The organism is Chryseobacterium sp. StRB126 (assembly GCF_000829375.1).
Taxonomy (GTDB): Bacteria; Bacteroidota; Bacteroidia; order Flavobacteriales; family Weeksellaceae; genus Chryseobacterium.
The window spans coordinates 1657182-1675280 of the sequence record NZ_AP014624.1; the positions used below are offsets into that span (position 1 = coordinate 1657182).

18 protein-coding genes are annotated in these 18099 nt (G+C 30.4%); 4 read left to right on the forward strand and 14 right to left on the reverse strand.

The window, feature by feature from the left end; translation table 11 throughout:
* Positions 1-116: 116 nt before the first annotated feature.
* Positions 117-398 carry a hypothetical protein gene (locus CHSO_RS07525; RefSeq protein WP_144428869.1) on the reverse strand — a complete coding sequence of 94 codons (282 nt, stop codon included), beginning with the start codon at positions 396-398 and terminating at the stop codon, positions 117-119.
* 351 nt (positions 399-749) lie between these two features.
* Here CHSO_RS07525 and CHSO_RS07530 point away from each other — a divergent pair, with 351 nt between their 5' ends.
* Entirely contained in the window at positions 750-1472 is a 723-nt protein-coding gene (locus CHSO_RS07530) for a hypothetical protein (RefSeq protein WP_045494363.1), read from the forward strand.
* A 655-nt stretch (positions 1473-2127) separates the two neighbouring features.
* Here the strand turns inward: CHSO_RS07530 and CHSO_RS07535 are convergent.
* The 9 genes from CHSO_RS07535 to CHSO_RS07575 form a co-directional block, all read right to left on the reverse strand.
* Positions 2128-2463, reverse strand: coding sequence for a hypothetical protein (locus CHSO_RS07535; protein ID WP_045494366.1), 336 nt, complete (start codon positions 2461-2463; stop codon positions 2128-2130).
* A 16-nt stretch (positions 2464-2479) separates the two neighbouring features.
* The gene (locus CHSO_RS07540) at positions 2480-3262 is read right to left on the reverse strand and encodes a hypothetical protein (RefSeq protein WP_144428870.1); all 783 of its coding nucleotides are present in this window, start codon (positions 3260-3262) and stop codon (positions 2480-2482) included.
* Positions 3263-3281: 19 nt separating this feature from the next.
* Complete coding sequence (locus CHSO_RS07545) at positions 3282-4106, reverse strand: hypothetical protein (protein ID WP_045494372.1); 825 nt, start codon at positions 4104-4106, stop codon at positions 3282-3284.
* 17 nt (positions 4107-4123) lie between these two features.
* Positions 4124-4948, reverse strand: a complete 825-nt coding sequence (locus CHSO_RS07550; RefSeq protein ID WP_045494383.1) for a hypothetical protein — start codon at positions 4946-4948, stop codon at positions 4124-4126.
* 487 nt (positions 4949-5435) lie between these two features.
* On the reverse strand, positions 5436-6521 hold the full coding sequence (locus CHSO_RS07555; protein ID WP_045492331.1) for an IS481 family transposase: 1086 nt from the start codon (positions 6519-6521) through the stop codon (positions 5436-5438).
* Between the two features lie 618 nt (positions 6522-7139).
* Positions 7140-8618, reverse strand: a complete 1479-nt coding sequence (locus CHSO_RS07560) for a hypothetical protein (protein WP_144428871.1) — start codon at positions 8616-8618, stop codon at positions 7140-7142.
* A 20-nt stretch (positions 8619-8638) separates the two neighbouring features.
* Positions 8639-10021 (reverse strand): tetratricopeptide repeat protein, encoded by a 1383-nt coding sequence (locus CHSO_RS07565; RefSeq protein WP_144428872.1) that lies wholly within the window; start codon positions 10019-10021, stop codon positions 8639-8641.
* A 220-nt stretch (positions 10022-10241) separates the two neighbouring features.
* Positions 10242-10814 (reverse strand): hypothetical protein, encoded by a 573-nt coding sequence (locus tag CHSO_RS07570; protein WP_045494392.1) that lies wholly within the window; start codon positions 10812-10814, stop codon positions 10242-10244.
* Between the two features lie 312 nt (positions 10815-11126).
* Positions 11127-11561 carry a transposase gene (locus tag CHSO_RS07575; protein ID WP_045494395.1) on the reverse strand — a complete coding sequence of 145 codons (435 nt, stop codon included), beginning with the start codon at positions 11559-11561 and terminating at the stop codon, positions 11127-11129.
* Positions 11562-12167: 606 nt separating this feature from the next.
* Between CHSO_RS07575 and CHSO_RS07580 the strand changes: the two genes are divergently transcribed.
* Positions 12168-12851 carry a LysE family translocator gene (locus CHSO_RS07580; RefSeq protein WP_052480522.1) on the forward strand — a complete coding sequence of 228 codons (684 nt, stop codon included), beginning with the start codon at positions 12168-12170 and terminating at the stop codon, positions 12849-12851.
* A gap of 502 nt (positions 12852-13353) precedes the next feature.
* Here the strand turns inward: CHSO_RS07580 and CHSO_RS25895 are convergent.
* Positions 13354-13491, reverse strand: a complete 138-nt coding sequence (locus tag CHSO_RS25895; protein ID WP_171817619.1) for a hypothetical protein — start codon at positions 13489-13491, stop codon at positions 13354-13356.
* A 669-nt stretch (positions 13492-14160) separates the two neighbouring features.
* On the opposite strand from CHSO_RS25895, the gene CHSO_RS26090 reads away from it, so the two are divergent.
* Both CHSO_RS26090 and CHSO_RS07590 read left to right on the forward strand, forming a co-directional pair.
* A complete protein-coding gene (locus CHSO_RS26090; protein WP_185114276.1) occupies positions 14161-15048 on the forward strand; it encodes a hypothetical protein in 888 nt (295 codons plus the stop codon).
* A 186-nt stretch (positions 15049-15234) separates the two neighbouring features.
* Positions 15235-16212, forward strand: coding sequence for a glycosyltransferase family 2 protein (locus CHSO_RS07590; protein ID WP_045494402.1), 978 nt, complete (start codon positions 15235-15237; stop codon positions 16210-16212).
* A 259-nt stretch (positions 16213-16471) separates the two neighbouring features.
* Here CHSO_RS07590 and CHSO_RS25320 read toward each other — a convergent pair whose 3' ends face one another.
* The 3 genes from CHSO_RS25320 to CHSO_RS07600 form a co-directional block, all read right to left on the reverse strand.
* Complete coding sequence (locus CHSO_RS25320) at positions 16472-16567, reverse strand: JAB domain-containing protein (protein ID WP_084220945.1); 96 nt, start codon at positions 16565-16567, stop codon at positions 16472-16474.
* Between the two features lie 156 nt (positions 16568-16723).
* Positions 16724-16936 carry a hypothetical protein gene (locus CHSO_RS25580; RefSeq protein ID WP_144428873.1) on the reverse strand — a complete coding sequence of 71 codons (213 nt, stop codon included), beginning with the start codon at positions 16934-16936 and terminating at the stop codon, positions 16724-16726.
* A gap of 294 nt (positions 16937-17230) precedes the next feature.
* Entirely contained in the window at positions 17231-17683 is a 453-nt protein-coding gene (locus CHSO_RS07600) for a hypothetical protein (protein ID WP_045494408.1), read from the reverse strand.
* Positions 17684-18099: the final 416 nt, after the last annotated feature.

Below are 18099 nucleotides of genomic sequence, written 5' to 3' on the forward strand. Positions count from 1 at the left end.
TGTAAAGAAATAAAAGTAAAAAACATTATCGAATAAAAAAGCCGAAGCAAAGGTCTCTTTACCCTGGACCTGTAGATCCTGTAAACCGCATATGATTTCAACCGAACCCAGATTTATCAATCGGTGATGTATTGTCTAAAACCCCCAGGTCTGATGCTGATCTGCAAGCAAAACCAAATTCTCACGAATTTTATCATCCTCATTAACCATCCTTTTGTGATTACATTTTTCATCACTGTATCTTCCAGCGTAAGCTCTGCTATAATTTTTTTGTACTGATAGAGAGCTTCTTTTCCCGTTCTTTCATGTTGAGAACTTCTGAACATCCAAACCGCTGTATATACTCTTCTATTTTTAAAATGCCTGCTGGCTGATGCCATGTTCAAGACAAATCTCATTCACTGTTTCCCTTAATTTTTTTCAGATAATCTTGATAATCTGAACTTATGAAAAATTACTCTTTTTCATAAGGTTTAACAAACGAAATTTAATAATTTTAGTTGGCCTGAAAAACAGGGAAGTTTACCTATGGATCTTTGGAAACCAACATGAAGAATTAATATAAATTAATCTTCAAACCTATAAAAATACAGGTTTATACAATTAATTATATAAAACGAGCAATATGTTAATAGTATTCAAGACGGGGAAAAAGGATTCATGCCGTTTTTTTGAAATCTGGATTTTAAATTTATCAGTATAAATTATCTTGATAAAGGATCTGGTCATAATTTTAAATAAATATTTATATGGAATGCCTAGAGAATGTTAAAAAGTTTAATCCAAATTTTGAAATAAAAGATTGGTGTTATGAGAGGCTTAGAAGTGTAGAAGATATTGAAAATTATAAATTTTACAATTCAGAAAGAGAAATTAAAGATTATTTAGTTCCAATTGAAAAAATAGTTGGGACAACTCATGTGAGTTATATAGGAAGAAGATGGATAGATCTACTATACAACATGAAACGTTTTAGTGATTATTATAATGTAAATAATTTTTTAAGTTTTACTGAAACAGAAAATTTTACTAGAAGTGGGATTTACTATATAAGATATGGAGATCTTTATTTTACTGGTGGAGGTAATCATAGAACTTGTCAAGCAAAATTCAGTAATTTAACATATATAAAAGCAGATTTAATTGAATATATTTTTGATGTAAAGATGTTTGATATATTTAACTTCCTTATTGAAGAGAATTTAATGCCAATAATAAAAGAAGGTGGGCATGGTAGATACTATCGGTTTAGTTCTTGGAAAATTTATATGAATTCAAAAGAATATTATTTTCAATCTTTTGAGGCTATTGAGAAGTTTGTAAAATATTATCAAGACTATTCTCCAAGTTTTTTTAATAATATTGTAGCTAAATTGTCAAAACAAGAAATTCTTTTTTCTTACAATGAGCAAAAGGATTATACTCATCTTAAAAGTGCTATTATACTATATAAATTAAATAATAGAAAATAATAGTCTCCCTTTTGATTCCCTAAAAATCAAAAACCTCTGAAAATCAAATGATTTCAGAGGTTTTTTGTACCCATAACCGAAGAAATATCGAAACATTTAGTAGAAGATTTGGAAAGAATTATAGAATTAAATAATCCTGTCATGTGACCAAGACGAGCGTATCTTCAAACACTTTTGTCGATGATTTGATTCGCTTGAGCCAGATTAAAGAAGAATTGCAAATCCTGTGTTAATCAAGTAATTTCTTTTAGTTTTTGAAATCGTAAATTTTATTGAAATTTATCATTTAAATATGTACAGCAAATAATTTTGGATCATTCCGTTATTAAAATGAATTGCTTTTCCTTTTTGGCATGGCAGAAAGATTGTTAAAATAATGGTGACAATGTTAAATAATTCCATTTTTATTGAATTTCATGTAGGAAAGGATACAAAGTTCAATTTAACATTAACAAATTCCTTACTTTCCACAAGGTTAGAAGCTTAAAATAAAACTGCTATAGAATATCTTTACAGAGGTTTTGTTGTTTTAAATTGTTTCCCGAAAGAGCTAATCATCATAATCTAAAAGATAATCCAATTAAAAATAGCCTTCCACTATTTGAAAGGCTATAAAAAATACATTTTACGCATGGATGATGCGTGATGAAAAAAATTATTTGAGTTCTATAGTTAAGTTAAGCTTTTTCCATTTTGCAACAGTATTTCTGCTAAGATTATATTTTAGTGCAATTTGAGTATTGTTAAGATGGTGTCTATTTTGATAATTTAATATTTGTTGTATTGATTGTTTATCATAAGAACGATGTCTTTGGTTTAATTTTTTAAATTCCAAACTTGTTGGTTCACCGAAAATGATATTGTTAAGGGTAATAACATCCATTCCAGTTAAACTTTCCTTACTCAAAATGTTTTCACAAATCTTTGCTTTCTCGGGGTATTGATATTGAATGATATCCTGAAATATCTTCTTGTAGTCGGGGTTATTCATTGGGAATGCCTGATATTTATAATATTCTTTCTAAGCTTACATTACTTTCTGGAGTACCCCCGAAAGTAAAACTCGCAATAGATAACCCACCGGGATTAAATGAAACTCTGAAATTCACGGTATCATTGACATCCAGAAACAGCACCGTATCTGCAGCAGCTAAATAAGTTCCACCGCTTATAAACCCAGTATTGGCTGACATGTAAGATTTCTCTACATTATTTACCATAATTACAACATTGATTTTAACTCCAGAAAAACCGAGATTAGCGGCCGTATACTGCAAATTAAAATTGACTCTATACAATCCTTTCTGTCTTATTTTAAAGAATGTAGTTGATGGTGATGGAAGGGTTGATAAATAATCTGCAAATTCTATAGTAGGTGAATTAGTTGGAATGGATAAAGACAGATTTCCAGAATTACAGAAGAGCGATATACAACCGGCGGTGCCTGCGTCAATTTTTGCACGTGTCCATGTAGTAGCTTTGACCTGAGCAATGAATGCCTGTTTCCATGTCGAGCCATCATAAACTTTTGATACTGCTGCATTTTTATCGTACATCAACATACCCTGCATGCTTGGATCATCATCATAGTTATCTGCCTGCGATGCATTGTATTTAGGCAATGTAGTATTATTATTTGCTGCAGGCTGGATCAATACCTTCTGACCGGTGGTATTCTGCAGCTCTAATTGGGTGTAAGAGGTTTTTAAGCTTCCTCCGCCCATAATAACCTGTGCTTTTAGGAGATTGCATCCAAGTAAGCTTATTGTTAGTAATATATATGTTTTCATCGTAGAGTGTTTGTTAGAATTATTTTAATCTCTGTATATTTATGAAAGTATCTGCATGATTAGCGGAATTACTATAGCCACTAACAGCTGCAATTGTTAGCATAGTTCCTGCCAACCTGATCCTTGCATTTGCTGGTAAAGTAGCTGTAGTAGATACAGTGGCACTTTTATTACCATTCTGTCCGACATCAATAAAAAGACCTGCGTTTTGATTGGTGCTCTTGAAGGCTAATGTTACCCAGCTTGCTCCATTATCATAGCTCACATCCATGTTTACATTGTAGGTTACAGATCCGCTACCTAATACGCTGTTGCCAACAAATCCTATAGTTGCTGAAATATAATACAATCCTGCGACGGGTATGGTTACATAGTCTGCTCCCGTTGTAAGATTAAGATTATTAACCAGGAGCTGGGATCTGTTATCTGTTCCTGATAAAGGAATCGTTTTTTTGGGCTCACATCCAGTTAATGAACTGCATGTCCAACTTATTGATCCGCCTGCTTGTCTTCGTGTTTCATAAGGATTAAAAAATCCCCCAAGCTGAATAGCGGGAACCCAGGTTGTTCCGTCATACTTGTAATATTGCTTATCTGTTTGATTATATAAAATAGAACCTTCCAGAGCTGGTAAGTCGTCGAAATGGTCTTCAGTACTTGAATTATATAAAGGAAAATTAATGATGTCAGCTGCTTTGGAAAAAATAACACCTTTTGAGGAATCTTTTATATCCAATAAAGCATTAGGGTGAGGGCTTCCTCCGGTTTTTGATAAAAGAATCTGCGCAGAAGCTGCAGTTCCCAGCTGTAAAATAAGGAGAATGCTGTATATTTTTGTTTTCATTTTATATGTTTTTATTATTAGAGCACTATTTTTTCAAAAACGACTTCAGCATTATTTTGAATATGTGCCGAAACATTCATACCAAAAACTTGAATTCCATTGGTGTTAGACTGAATGTACCCAGTCAAACGAATTTTATCTCCAACATTCATTTTTAAAACAATTGAACCATTGAATACTGGATTATATGCAGTATCATTGGGAGAGGATTGGTAATCAATTACACTAAACGCTGTGGGAGTTGCTGCGTTAGCTTTTTGCAATCTCATCTGCAGATCAGAAACTAGAGGGTTGGTATTTGATGGATTAACCCCATCAAAAATAGCATTAGCCCTGTAAGTAACCCTATATAATCCTGTTTCATTTATTGTAATTGTATTATTAGATAAAGATAAATTGATAAGATTACCTGTGAAATCTGCAGAGTTTGTATTGACTAGAGGCAAAACGACTTCTGTATTACAAGAAAGAGGAATGTAAGCAGTACAAGATATGGCAGGCATTGTATTTGGTGCAGAAAAATGAGCCAAATACTGCGGTTTGGTTTCTACCACATAATCATATGTACTGCGCCACCGTGTACCATCATGTTCATATATGGATGCGTTGTTTTTGCTATATACCAATGCTCCATTAAAGGTATTATCTCCAACGGGATTAACAGCATTGCTTATTTGAGATACTGAAGGCAGTAGAACGGCCTTGGCTGGAGTTGTCGATTTTACATCCAGGATTGCATTTGGATGTGGATCATGATCGCTGGGGTTTGTGGAGATAGCCACTTGGGTATACCCTTTTATCGCCAGAAGACAAAATAAAAGATAATGTTTTTTTTTCATCATATAATTTTTATATTGTTATTATATAGTTAACTAATCATTTGTTTATCATAAAGCAATAACTATTATTTGCATATAATTTGTCATTGGAATGTAGGCACATTATATCAAACTTTTTCTTGTAATTTTGATTTGAAATAGGAAGGATATGAGGGAATACCCTTCCTGTCACGTCAAAAAATGATAACATTTGAGTTAATAGAATCGAAACATCTATTAATAATAGTTTATATTTACCACTATAGTGTTTAAATTATAAATGATAATAGAGTGAATTCCAGCAATTATTTCAATTGATGATTTGATTCCGGTACAAAGTTATTTCTTAGTTTCGCCTTTAATAATATAAAGGCATATCGAAAACTAGCAAAACCTGTCATCTTGATAGCAGACAGCTATAAAGTGGGAAATATTGAAAGTTACTCCACATGTAATATCGTGTAATAGCCACAACTTGATCTGACAGTTAGGGTTTAAAAATAATTGTCAGTTATCCAATATTATCCTTACTTCCAAAAGTAAGGATTTTTTGTTCCTCTGCAAGAGTTTCCAATAATTTCTCTTTTGCAATAGGTTTACTATCCAAAAACGTCTGCATCGGTGTTTTACCGTAACAATGTTTTCCTGTATGCGTTCTTTCATTATTGTAATACGACAGCCAGCTGTTTAAGTCTAATTGCAGCTCTTCAATACTTCTGTAAATTTTCTTTCTGAAAGCTATGGCATAAAACTCTTCCTGTATTGTCCTGTGAAAACGTTCACAAATGCCGTTGGTCTGAGGGCTTTTAGCCTTGGTCTTCGTGTGATCAATATCTTCAATGGCTAAATAAAGCTGGTATTCATGCTGTTCTCTTATTCCACAGTATTCCGTTCCTCTGTCTGTTAAAATTCTGAGTAAACGAAGTTCCTGTTGCTCAAAGAACGGAACTACCTGATCATTAAGCATGTCAGCAGCAATAAGAGCATTTTTACGGTCATATAGCTTTGCAAATACTACTTTAGAATACGTGTCAATAAAAGTTTGCTGATAAATATGTCCAACTCCTTTGATATTGCCTACATAATAAGTGTCTTGAGCTCCTAAATATCCAGGATGATGAGTTTCAATTTCTCCATGAGCTTTTTTCTCCTCCTTGGCTCTTTCTAGTGCTGAAAGTTGAGATTCAGTAAGGACTATACCATCTTGAGCGGATTTGGCTTCCAAGGCTTTTAATCTTAGTTTAAACGTATGTAGATCGTGTCTTAACCAAATACCTCTGACCCCGCCTGGGGATACGATCAACCCTTTCTTTTTAAGTTCATTACTCACTCTAAGCTGCCCCAAAGCAGGGTTTTCAATGGCTATATCAACAACAGCCTTTTCAATAACTTCATCTACACGATTCTTTAATACTGGCTTTCTTCTGGAGATTTCCTGTAATGCTAATTCACCTCCTTGCTCATACAGTTCTTTGAATCGATAAAAACTGTCTCGGGAATAGCCCATTACTTTACAAGCTTTGGATACATTTCCTAAATGTTGTGCTAATTCAAGTACACCTAACTTGTTTTTGATGATTTTTTGTTGTGTTGTCATAATACTTAATCTGTTTTAAAGTTATTTAATTTGATTATAACTGTCAGATTAAGTCTTGACTAATTCAAATATCGGGATATACTTGTTTTTTTGTTGTATCTTTTACTGAAGACATAAACTGTAATAACAGTGTACAACTATTCTCTTGGATGAAACTTTTAATTTTATTAGCATAGTATTTATTGTTAGAGTCAAAAAGTTAGATGTGTGACTTTTTATCTCTAGAATTAGTATTATTTAACCCAACTTAGATTAATTAGTTTAGATTAATTAGTATTATAACACAGAATCTTTTTGTGGTAGTCTTTGAAAAAAAAACTTTTAAACACAGTGGATCATTCATGAATATGAGAAAATAAAAAAACAGCTGTGAAATTACCTTCATAGCTGTTATGGTTATCAAAAATATTATTATTTATCTTTTAATAGTTTATAAATGCTTTTCTATGTCCATTATCTAAAGACCTCTTGGAAGAAAGATTGTACAAGAATTGACTAGGATGTTGTCTCTTCGGAAGAACAATTTCAACAATGTTAAAAAATAATTATATTTTTATAATTGATATAAATAATTGTAGAACTATTTTATAATATTCTAAGTGATAGTTTTAGTATTTTTCAATCGATATTTAACATCCAGATATACATATTTTCATCCGTAGATATATTCAGTTTCTTTCTTATTCTGTATTTTTTACTTACTACGGAACTTATAGAAATATTTTTAAAGGTTGCTATTTCCTTTGTATCAAATTTCAATTTGATAAGGGCGCAATATTCTAGGTCTGAATAAGTTAGTTGAGGGTTGATTTCAAGGAGACGTTGATTGAATGTAGAAAATGCTTCAGAAAACTTTAAATGAAAAGACTTATCATTACTCTTAGCCAGTTCAATAAGTTCTTTTAGATTTTTAATGTCTATATCTTGTTTTTTCTGTTCTGGCAAGTTTATTTCTTTTACAGTAAGGATTCTATTTTTTTGGTTAGTACGATCCCTGTATTTTTTATTAAAGACAAAAAAAATCGTTGTGCATATAGACATAAAAAATAAAACTGTAGATATGATGTAATTGGTTTTATCATTGGTATTATTTTCTGTTTTACCTTGTTTTGAAATTGTATTATCCAGAGTTTTCTTTTCAACAGCAGAAATACTGTCAGTAATTTTCTGTACTTTTGAAAGATATAAAGCTTGGTTTTTATAATCTTTTAGCCCCAGATATGATTCTGAAACTCCATTATATATCTCTTTCAATTCTTGTGAAAAAACGTCATATTCATGAATGAATTGTATAGACTTGTTAAAATATCTTAATGCTTTTTCGTAATTTCGTTTTTTGTTTTCTATTTTCCCTTTATATTCGTAAAAAAAAATAAAATATGATTTGTTGTTTTCATATTTCATCCATCCTTCAAACTCATGCAGGTATTTTTCAGCTTCAGTAAGTTTATTTTGATCAATGCACGCTAACGCAAGATTCAATGTGAACGCTGCTATCCTAAGAATATCATCAGGTTTCTTTTTCTCAATTTTTTTAGATTCATTGTATGCTTTTTGGAGGTAAAAACGAATGGAATCTGCAGAAGATCTGGAGTTCTCACGCATGTTTAATGCTATAATATTATATACACTGGATTTAATGAAATATTTATCTTTTTCTACATGAAAATGATCTATTATATATAAAGCTTTATTTAGAGATTTTCTTGATTTTTTATCATATCCTAGTCCTGCGAAGGTAGTTCCTTCCATTAAAAGTAAATTGGACCACATGCTATAATCTTCTGCTTTTTCAGATATGGCTAATCCTTCCGGAAGGATTTTTAAAGCCTTCTCAAAATTTTGTTGTTCAATATAAACCCCAACCATTCCAAGAATTCCATTCACTGTTCCTTTATCATAACCAATACTTTTTGATTGGTTATAAATTTCAGTACATATCTTAAGAACTCCATTATATCCATACTTGGTAATGAAATCCTTATTATGGAGAACTATTACAAGACTATCAATACTTTTCTGCAGCTTAATTTTATCTTGGGAGTAAAGAGTATTATTTCCCAAGAATAATATTATTAAGAAAAAAATAATTTTCATTTTCTGGAAATTAAAAAGAGTTATACAATATTCAACATCCATGTGTAGATGTTTTCATCAGTAGAGATATTCAATTTTTTCCTTATTCTGTATTTTTTGCTCACTACAGAATTGATGGATACTTTTTTATATCGTGCTATTTCCTTTGTATCAAATTTCAATTTGATAAGTGCACAATATTCCAGATCAGATCGGATCAATTGAGGATTTATTTGTAGTAATTGTTGATTGAAATCAGGGAATACTTCCGAGAATCTGGTAAAAAAAGATTCATCATTGCTTTTTGCTAATTTTATAAGTTCCTTTAGATTCTCAACTTCTGTTTCAGGCTTTTTATTCTTACTGAAGATCGTATCGGAATGCTCAGGTTCTTCAATATTCTGAAGCTCTTTTTTTATATTTTTTTTACGGAGTGTATAGAATATATAAAATACTGTCCCTGTGATGAGGATTAATGCTCCAACAAGATATTTGTTTTTCTTATGATTATCTACTGTAGTCATATCAATTTTGTCTTTTATATCAGTTGTATTATCCAGTATTTTTTTGTCAATTTTATTAATACTATCTGTTATTTTTTGAGCTTTTATAGCATATAGAGTTTGGTTTTTATAATTATGAAGCCCAGAATAAGATTCTGCTTTTCCAGAATATATTTCTTTGAGCATGAGATTATAAATCTTATACTCGCGAATAAGTGTTATTGATTTATCAAAATACTCGAGAGCTTTTAAATAGTTTCCTTTTTTATTTTCTATATTTCCCTTAATTGTATAATAGTATATGAAATCTGATTGATCTTTTTCATGATCCATTGCCTTTTTAAAATCATTCAAATAAGCCTCTGATTTTGAATAATCATGTTTTGCATAATATTCTTGTCCTATTTCCTTTGCAAAAAATCCTAAGAACTGATTTTTATAGGGATTATCATTATTTAATTTTTTTATTTCAGAATAACCCTTATATAAATATGTCAATACGGAATCTGTTTGATTAATTTTGCTGTTTGTAGCTTGAATTCTATAAGCAAGGGATTTTATCAGGTGAGCCCTATTGTCAGGTATCTCCTTTAGAAGATTTAAAGAGCTTTCAATAGCTTCCTTGGACTTTTTTGGATAACCGGATTCAGAATATACAGTTCCTTCCTGTATGAAGAATAAAGATAATGAATAAAAGTCATTCTCTTGTTGAGCTAAATTTTTACCAGCTATAATTTTTTCTAATGCACTTTTATAGTCCTGTTCATTAAGATATACTTCTGCCATTTTTAAATTGGCTTCAATCATTCCCTTAAGGTAATCAATCTCTTTAGACCGATAATAAATTTCCGTACAAATTCGTAAGACCTCTTTGCTTCCTTTATCAACATATATATTTTTATCTTTTACGATATTTATCATAATATCAATATCTTTCTGTTGCGGAGTGCTTTCCTGAGAATAAAATGTAACACTACAGAATACAAGTACGATGAAAAAAAAATTAGTTTTCACGGATTATTAAAAATAAAATGGGATGCTGACTATAATAAATCTGGAATACAGTACTTTCTAATACAGATATTATTTTATGATAAAGTTAATTATTTTTTATACATATTGATAAAGTATGAAACAATAATTATATATCCATTAGTAATGGCTGCCTACGATAGGATATTCTGTATTGTATTTTTTGAATGATATTTTTATTATGAAGATCGAAATCAATTTCTCTTTGATTATGCTTTATATAATTTGTTAATCCTTCACTTAAAATAAATTTTTTCATTGCCTCTTTTAAGCCTTTTTTGGAACAGCTTACAATTAAACCTGTTTCATTGTGAATTAACATTTCTCTTATTCCTCCTACATCTGTACTAAAAAACAATCTTCCAGCGGATACAAATATGTTTTTTTTGCATTGTAATGAATCAACATTAAAAATAGGCTCATGTGCCTTTAATCCAATCGATGGATAATCAAACATATTACAAATGCATATTGCATTATCGATAATCATTTTTGAATAAATTTCTGTAATTTGTATAGTTGTTTTAGAAACAAAAATAGTAATGTCATATGCCTTTCTTTGATTATGGGTTTTATTGACCAGTTTTTTTGATTTAAAAAAGCGAATATCTGAATAAAACCAATTTATTTTTTTAGAATGTTTAAAAGGACTTTTAACCAGATCTTGTAGGCTTGAATGCATAAAAGCAATTTCTGTATCAGGAATAAAACTTAACTTTCTTTTTAATAAAAAAGGGAAAATTCATATTTTTTGAGTTTCACACGTCTAAATATAATTGTAGTAAAAGAATTACTTTATTTGAAGAAAATTCTTCTTTTTCTTCTGTTTTTTTAAAATAATTTTACATGGGATTGTATATCATTTTTCAGGCCTCCTTGATGTATATTTAATAAGATAGCAATTTCAAACTCATCTTTATCTAATCTGTTTAGTAAATCCAGTAATATTTTTTGGACACCACCCCTTTAGATAGAATGCAATCTAAATAATATTCTAACTGACTTTGTTATTATACTTACTAATCCATTTATACAGTGTCGTTTTTGGAATTCTATATTCATCAATTACTTGCTGTTTACTTTTTTTTCCTGAATTTATGAGATCAAGAATAAAATATATAATTTCTTGTGTATAAAGGTTTTTTCTAAATTGTGGCAATGAAGATTTTGCGGTGACTTCTTTATTGTTTTTGGCAGGGGGAGAGTACAGTATTAAATAATGAGAATAAATTCTGAAAAAATCATACTCAAGTAAAATACTGAATTTTAAAATAATGTCGCTGGTCAAATTTTTTTCATCAAGAGCTATTGTTAGTTCTTGTTCCGTATAATTCATGTATTTGCAAATACGATCAATATTCATCTTCACCTCTTCAATCCTTTGCTTGATGAGAATTCCAATGTGAATGTTTTTTAAATCGAGGGTCATTATTATTTAAGTAATTGTGATGAGTATTAGAGTGCTTTTCTGAAACCTGTGTCGATGTTTTTCCTTTTCTTCAATTAAAATTATAGGATCGGGTACTCGTTTCAACATTTTAAATAAAACAGGTGTGGAAGCTCTGGTACCAAAAGTTTTTTCTATGTAACCATTAAGATTGTAAGTTATTGTTATGGGGGATGAAGTATTGTTAGTAGCCATTTCAATATAGGTACAACCAACACGAACCATCGTATATGTTAGTAGTATTAATCCCTACATTACCATTTTGTGCATGTAAATAATAAGTACAAAATACATTCAAGATTAAGAGTACATTTCTTCATACCTTTTTATTTTTAATTTTTACAAATGTATAACAGCTGTCTTTAAAATGGATGAAATATTAACTGTCAATACTTATTTAAAACTATCATTTTGGGCTCTTTCTAGCTTAATTTTTTTTGGTGTTCCATGATGATTAACGATGAAATTTCTTCTTGAAGATGATAGCTATCGCTAGTATTTGACTCTCTGTTTTGTCTGTTGTAATTAATATTTTTGTAACCCTAGGTGTGTAAATGAAATGATGATGATCATTTTACGAAAATTGAAATGCCGAATTTGATCCAATTTGGGACTTTGGATAAAAATTTAATAAATAATAATAAAATGGAAATACAATTGTTAGTTTCTTTTCTATGTGCATCAGTATTGTTATCTCTAATGCCAGGACCTGATAACATATTCGTCTTAACCGAAAGTATTACAAAAGGTAAAAATAATGGTATAGCCATCTCATTGGGGATGTCTTTGGGGGTCTTGGTTCACACTACGGCGGCAGCTACCGGTTTGTCTATAATAATTCAAAAATCTGCGATGGCTTTTACAGTTATTAAATTTATAGGGGCTGCTTATCTGTTTTATTTGGCTTTTCTTTCTTTTAAAGAAAAAAAAAGTGAATTAAATTTCATGAAAAAAGAGAATGATAATGAAGATGTTTCTTATCTTATAAAAAAAGGCTTTTTAATGAATGCTTTAAATCCTAAAGTTGCGTTATTTTTTATTGCATTCTTACCTCAGTTTATAACTAAAACAGGATTTAATATTACTGTACAAATGTTCATTTTAGGTATCATTTTTGCGCTGCAAGTTTTTTTTGTTTTTTATATAATCTCTATATTATCAGGTAGATTAACGAAATATGTTAAAAATCCTAAGTTCTGGAATATTACGAAATGGAGTAAGGGAGTTATTCTTTCCGCATTAGGTATGGTTTTACTTTTTTCAAGAAAATAGATCTTTGAAGTATTTAAAAGCAAAAAGTATACTTTAGTGTACTAAAATATACTTTTTAATATAACGCAAATTTTAAAGATTGATTAGGTGAAAGATTTATTGAATACATTTTTGATGTGCATTAGCTTTGGTACACTTAAGTATATCATCACCATAATAATATTTATAGGGATTTTTAAGGACTTGTGCTGATATTGCTCCTTTCTCCCAATTGAAGTTGGCTCCTGTATCAGAACATATTAAAAATAAAAGTAGTAGGTTGTGTTCCTGCAATTTTATCAATGTAGCCATTAAGGCTGTATATTATCTGTTATGGTGATGTTGTATTATTTGTAATAGGTTCAGTATAGGTTGTACCACACTCAGCGTAGTATAGTAACCATTTCCAACAATTTGATAAATTGTCTATTTTCTTGATCCACTGGGAGTCTCTGCTCCATCTTTAAGAAACACATTCCTATATATCCACTCAAAATCCATGCAGCTATGGGTGTTGAATATTTTACAATGATAACGCAGTCGTTTGGGCAGGAATAATAGCAGTTACTCCTAATCCAAGATTAATACTGTTAATAAAAGTAGTAGAGGTAAATCCTGAAAAAGATTTATTAACAGCTGTTGGTGCTATTATAGAATACACAATCTAATTGATAATTGCTTTTATTAAGGGGTACAAAAGCAGTCCGTCCACTGTGGGAGCTCTATGGTATAGAAGCTTCGCCATTTACTAAGCTAGTATTGTGTTATAGATGGCGAGCCCTTTAGCGGGTGATTCAACGGTTGTTATATCTGGTCATTCTGTAAGGAAATTCTTTGAACCGATAATTCTTATTAGATATGTTGAGGTCTAAAATTGTTGATGAGTTTGGAGTTATAGAATTAATCCCTTCGCTTCCTGTTTGTTAATATGCACCGAAGCTACCAAATACTACTACAATAATTTTCATAAGTGTTTTTTGATACAAATGTAAATTCAAAATCTGTATGAGACTATAAATAAAGACCGTTGAAAGCTTTTGTAATATGTGGGAAATGATCAAAACAAGAAGCATAAAAAATCTGCCCATTAATACACTCTGCAGGGTTTCTGTTTTGTTTTCTATAGATAACAAAGGTTGTCAGTTGTTGTTACGTCAATATTTTTGGGCTGGAACGTTGAATTTTGGTCCTTTTTTTTAAAAAAGACTTTAAAAGAGACTTATAGTAAATTTTGATTGAATATGAGAGCTTTTCGATAGGTTTTGACAGCTTGAAAATCACTTCAATTGGATGGTTTATAAATACTTTTGATGAAAATAAATTACAGACAATGAATAAAAGAATTTTACAAATGACCTTATGTGTTTTTGGAGCATATTATTCCGGGCAAGTAGGTATTAATACCATCACTCCAAACAGTACTTTATCAATCAATGGATCTTTAGAAGCTGATTATAAGGAAATAATAACGGCTGCCTATAATATTTTGGCAACTGATCACTATATAACGTATAATGGAGCTTCAAATACAGTATTTACGCTTCCGGTTGTTGGAATGGGAGCTCAAAGTTATACAGGAAGAATTTATAAAATTAAGAATATCTCTTCTTCTACTATTACACTTCAAGCTTCAAACAGTAATACGTTGCGAATTGATAATACACCAGTAACTTCTTTGGTAATTCCTGTAGGTGCTTACGTTGAAGTAGTAAACAACAGTAATACAACAGGAGGGACATGGGATTTGTCTTTTACCGTTCTCCCAAAGCCTAGTAATGTAGAGATTTATGGAGCGCAACTTTTAATTCCACCTCATGGCATTGGTGGGGTAACTCCTGACTGGGATAACCATACGAATACAAGTTTTGATACAGGTTCAGGAACTGATAATTGGTGGGTTATTAGCAAGAAATCAGTAGCTTATGAATTTACAGTCAGCTATTTCAAAACAAGTAGAATGACCATTGTATATGAATATCAGGGAACACCTTTTAATGTTACCAATATGTATCCTATTTTAACATCAGGAAATAACTCGAGTTTTCCTGATGTATTTGCAGGATCATTTGTAAGTCTTGTCAATAATGGAACTGGTGGAAGAACCAGGCTTACTGTTTCTGTTGCCCGTCTTGACTTTGTTGGAAACACTGGCCTTAGTAATACTAGTAACTGGACGGGTACTTTTTTATTGAATTTATTGTTAGCTAGGAAATATTAAAGATTGCAATTTACTAAACTTGCGGTAGGAATAGCTAAAATGAATGACATTAAAATGATCGGAAGAGTGGAACAAAGGCAATGCTTTGGTTTCTCTTTTTATCGGGTTAATACTTGTGCTGGCTAAAGGACATGTAACTAGCTACCGATTCAAAATGCGTCGCTACGAAAAAACGAATTGAATAAAATGAAAATTTCCGTTATTATTCCAGTTTACAATGCAGAAAAGTATATTACAATTGCAGTAAATTCTGTTTTACAGCTTGAAGAAGTTTATGAGATTATACTTATTGAAGATAATTCACCTGATAATGCTTTAAAAGTTTGTAAGGAAATAGCAGCAAAATATGAAAAAGTGAAGCTTTATCAACATCCAGATGAAAAAAATCATGGGGCGGGACAAAGTAGAAATTTGGGAATTCAAAAATCGACAGGTGATTTTATAGCATTTCTAGATGCAGATGATTATTTTCTTTCTAATAGATTTAGTGCTGAAAAAGAACTTTTTAAAAACCCTAATATTGATGGGGTATATGGTGCACTTGGAGTACATTATTATTCTGAAAAAGCGAAAAAACAGTATTATCAGCTATTCGGAGACCGCTTAACTACAGTTTATAGAAAACATAAACCAAAAGATGTTTTTCGGGGACAACTTAATATGCTTGGAACTTTTGGACTTTTTACTATTGATACTCTTACAATCCGGAAAGAATCATTGTTGAAAATGGAGACTTTATTTAAGACTTTGTTATTGCATGAAGATACAGAGTTTTTTTTTCGTTTATCATATTATTTGGATCTTTATCCAGGAATTATTGATGAAGCTGTTGCCATGAGAGGAGTGCATGAGCATAACAGAATAACGAGGGTTGACAATCATGAGGTTAATCCGGCGTTTTCAAGATCATTATTATGGAAGGAAGTAGATTCTTGGCTGCAAAATGAAGATAATGTTTCTGAAGATATAAAAATTCACGTTAAAAGAATGTTTCGTAGTTATGAAATTGCAAAGGCTCCGGTTTTAAAAAAATGGGGGATGATAATTAAATATTTTTTTACGGATTATAAAAGTATACGATCTGGTCTTTATAATATCAATTTCAGACATTATCTTTTTCCACTACCAAAATTTCGAGCTGCTTTAAAAAATAGGAAAGAGTAAAGCATATTTAGAGTGGTTACATAATCACATTTTCTGTTAAGGCATATTGGTTATAGTATCTTTTCCGTTTATCTGATTTTCTATTAAGTGTATTCTTAAAACGTAAAGTTTCAAATTTTTCTCATATTAAAAAGAACCCTTATTTTAAAAGGGTTCTTTAGGAAGTACATCAACATTATTAAATAAAAACTAAACATTTCATAATTGAATTCTTATTTAGGGATATCTGTAATGATTGGATCAATTTCAGTAGTTTCTTTTAATGAGTGGACAATATTTTCTGTGTAATATTGATGTCCTCACGTGAAGGTGTCAGGTTTCCGGAAGGATGGTTGTGGACTGTTGTAAAAATCAATTAATCTGATTTTCAATTTCAAAAATTTCTTTCAGGCATTCTTGTTCATCGCCATCAACAAATTTTTGTCTGGTTATTTCGTTTTTTTTGATCATGATGAATTACTTTATCGTTGTATAATCATCTTTGTTTAATGATTCTTCAAAATTGAGTGTTTTAATCAATATTGAAAGGCACCATATCTGATTTTGCACCAAGATATTCTATTTGAAAATAATAGGTTTCATCTTGTTTGACATTAAAATTGGCTCCTTTAAAATCGAGAAACTGGCCATTCTCTATTTCTTCAAGTTTCGATTTTAATATAAACTGAGCGGATTCTCCTGTTTCAATTGAAATTAGATTGTTAACATCATCTATAGGAATCATATAGCTTACACCTTTATGTAATCGATCCTTGTTTTTATCATATAAATGACCTATTTCTCTTACAAGCCCACCCGTATTATTAGACAGATTTAGCTTTAATGTCTCTTCGGATATATTAAATATATTTACATAGAACAAGAATGATTCTCCATCCTTTTCTATTTCTGCATTTATTTTAATTTTTAGTCATATTTGATTTTGTTTATATGAAAAATAAGGTTAGCTCAAAAATGAGCTAACCTCGATACAATTTATTGATAATATTAAGAATAGAATAACTTGTTTGTACTATAATTAATCTATTTTTTGGGCATTACCTTTAATTATAACATTATTTTCTTTTTGATTTAGATACAAAACTTCCCTTATTACCCAACGTTTATTATCAAAGTTACTTTTCTGATTAAAATAGATATTCAAAATTTGTGATATAAAAAAAGCATTAAGATAGCTCATTTTTTCTTTCATTCCAATTTTTGTGTCATTCAGAATATCTTCATAAGAAGGATATTCGGTAAGGTTTTCAAATAATTCTAAGGCATAGTTTTCACCGGTTTGTTTATCATCTTCTATTAATTCATTCAACAATTCTTCGTACTTGGGTTGTATTATTTTATTGAAAGTATCTAGCTCAATATTTATATCAAATTGATATATTTCTTTGCCTTCAATATATTTCTCATAGTAATGTTCATCATAGAATAAATGTTGAGAATTAGTTTTTTGGTTATTAATGTATACTTGCATGTTATTTGTCTTTAATTTATTTAATATTTATTTGGTTTATTTATATGCTTTTTAAAAATATTTCCGTCTGGTTCAACTGTAATAGATCCTGATGGACCATATGCCTCACCTGCTTTTGCCTCATCTGCTGATCTGATACCAGATCTCTGAAAAAATCTTCAGGAGTTGTAATTCTTTCAATACTTTTGTTTCATTACCTGGAATTATTTTAGTCGTTTCCATTTTTAATCATCCTTCAGTTTTTCCGGCATCAAAAATAGCATTATTTGATTTTATTATTTTTCCTGCCTGAGAACTTGTTAATTGGCCAAATCCAACATCTAAATCACTTGTTGGAATATAATTGCCTCCTATTTTATTACACCAAATAGAACAGATGATTTTCTAGAAAATGCATGTTTTAAGATAGATATTGC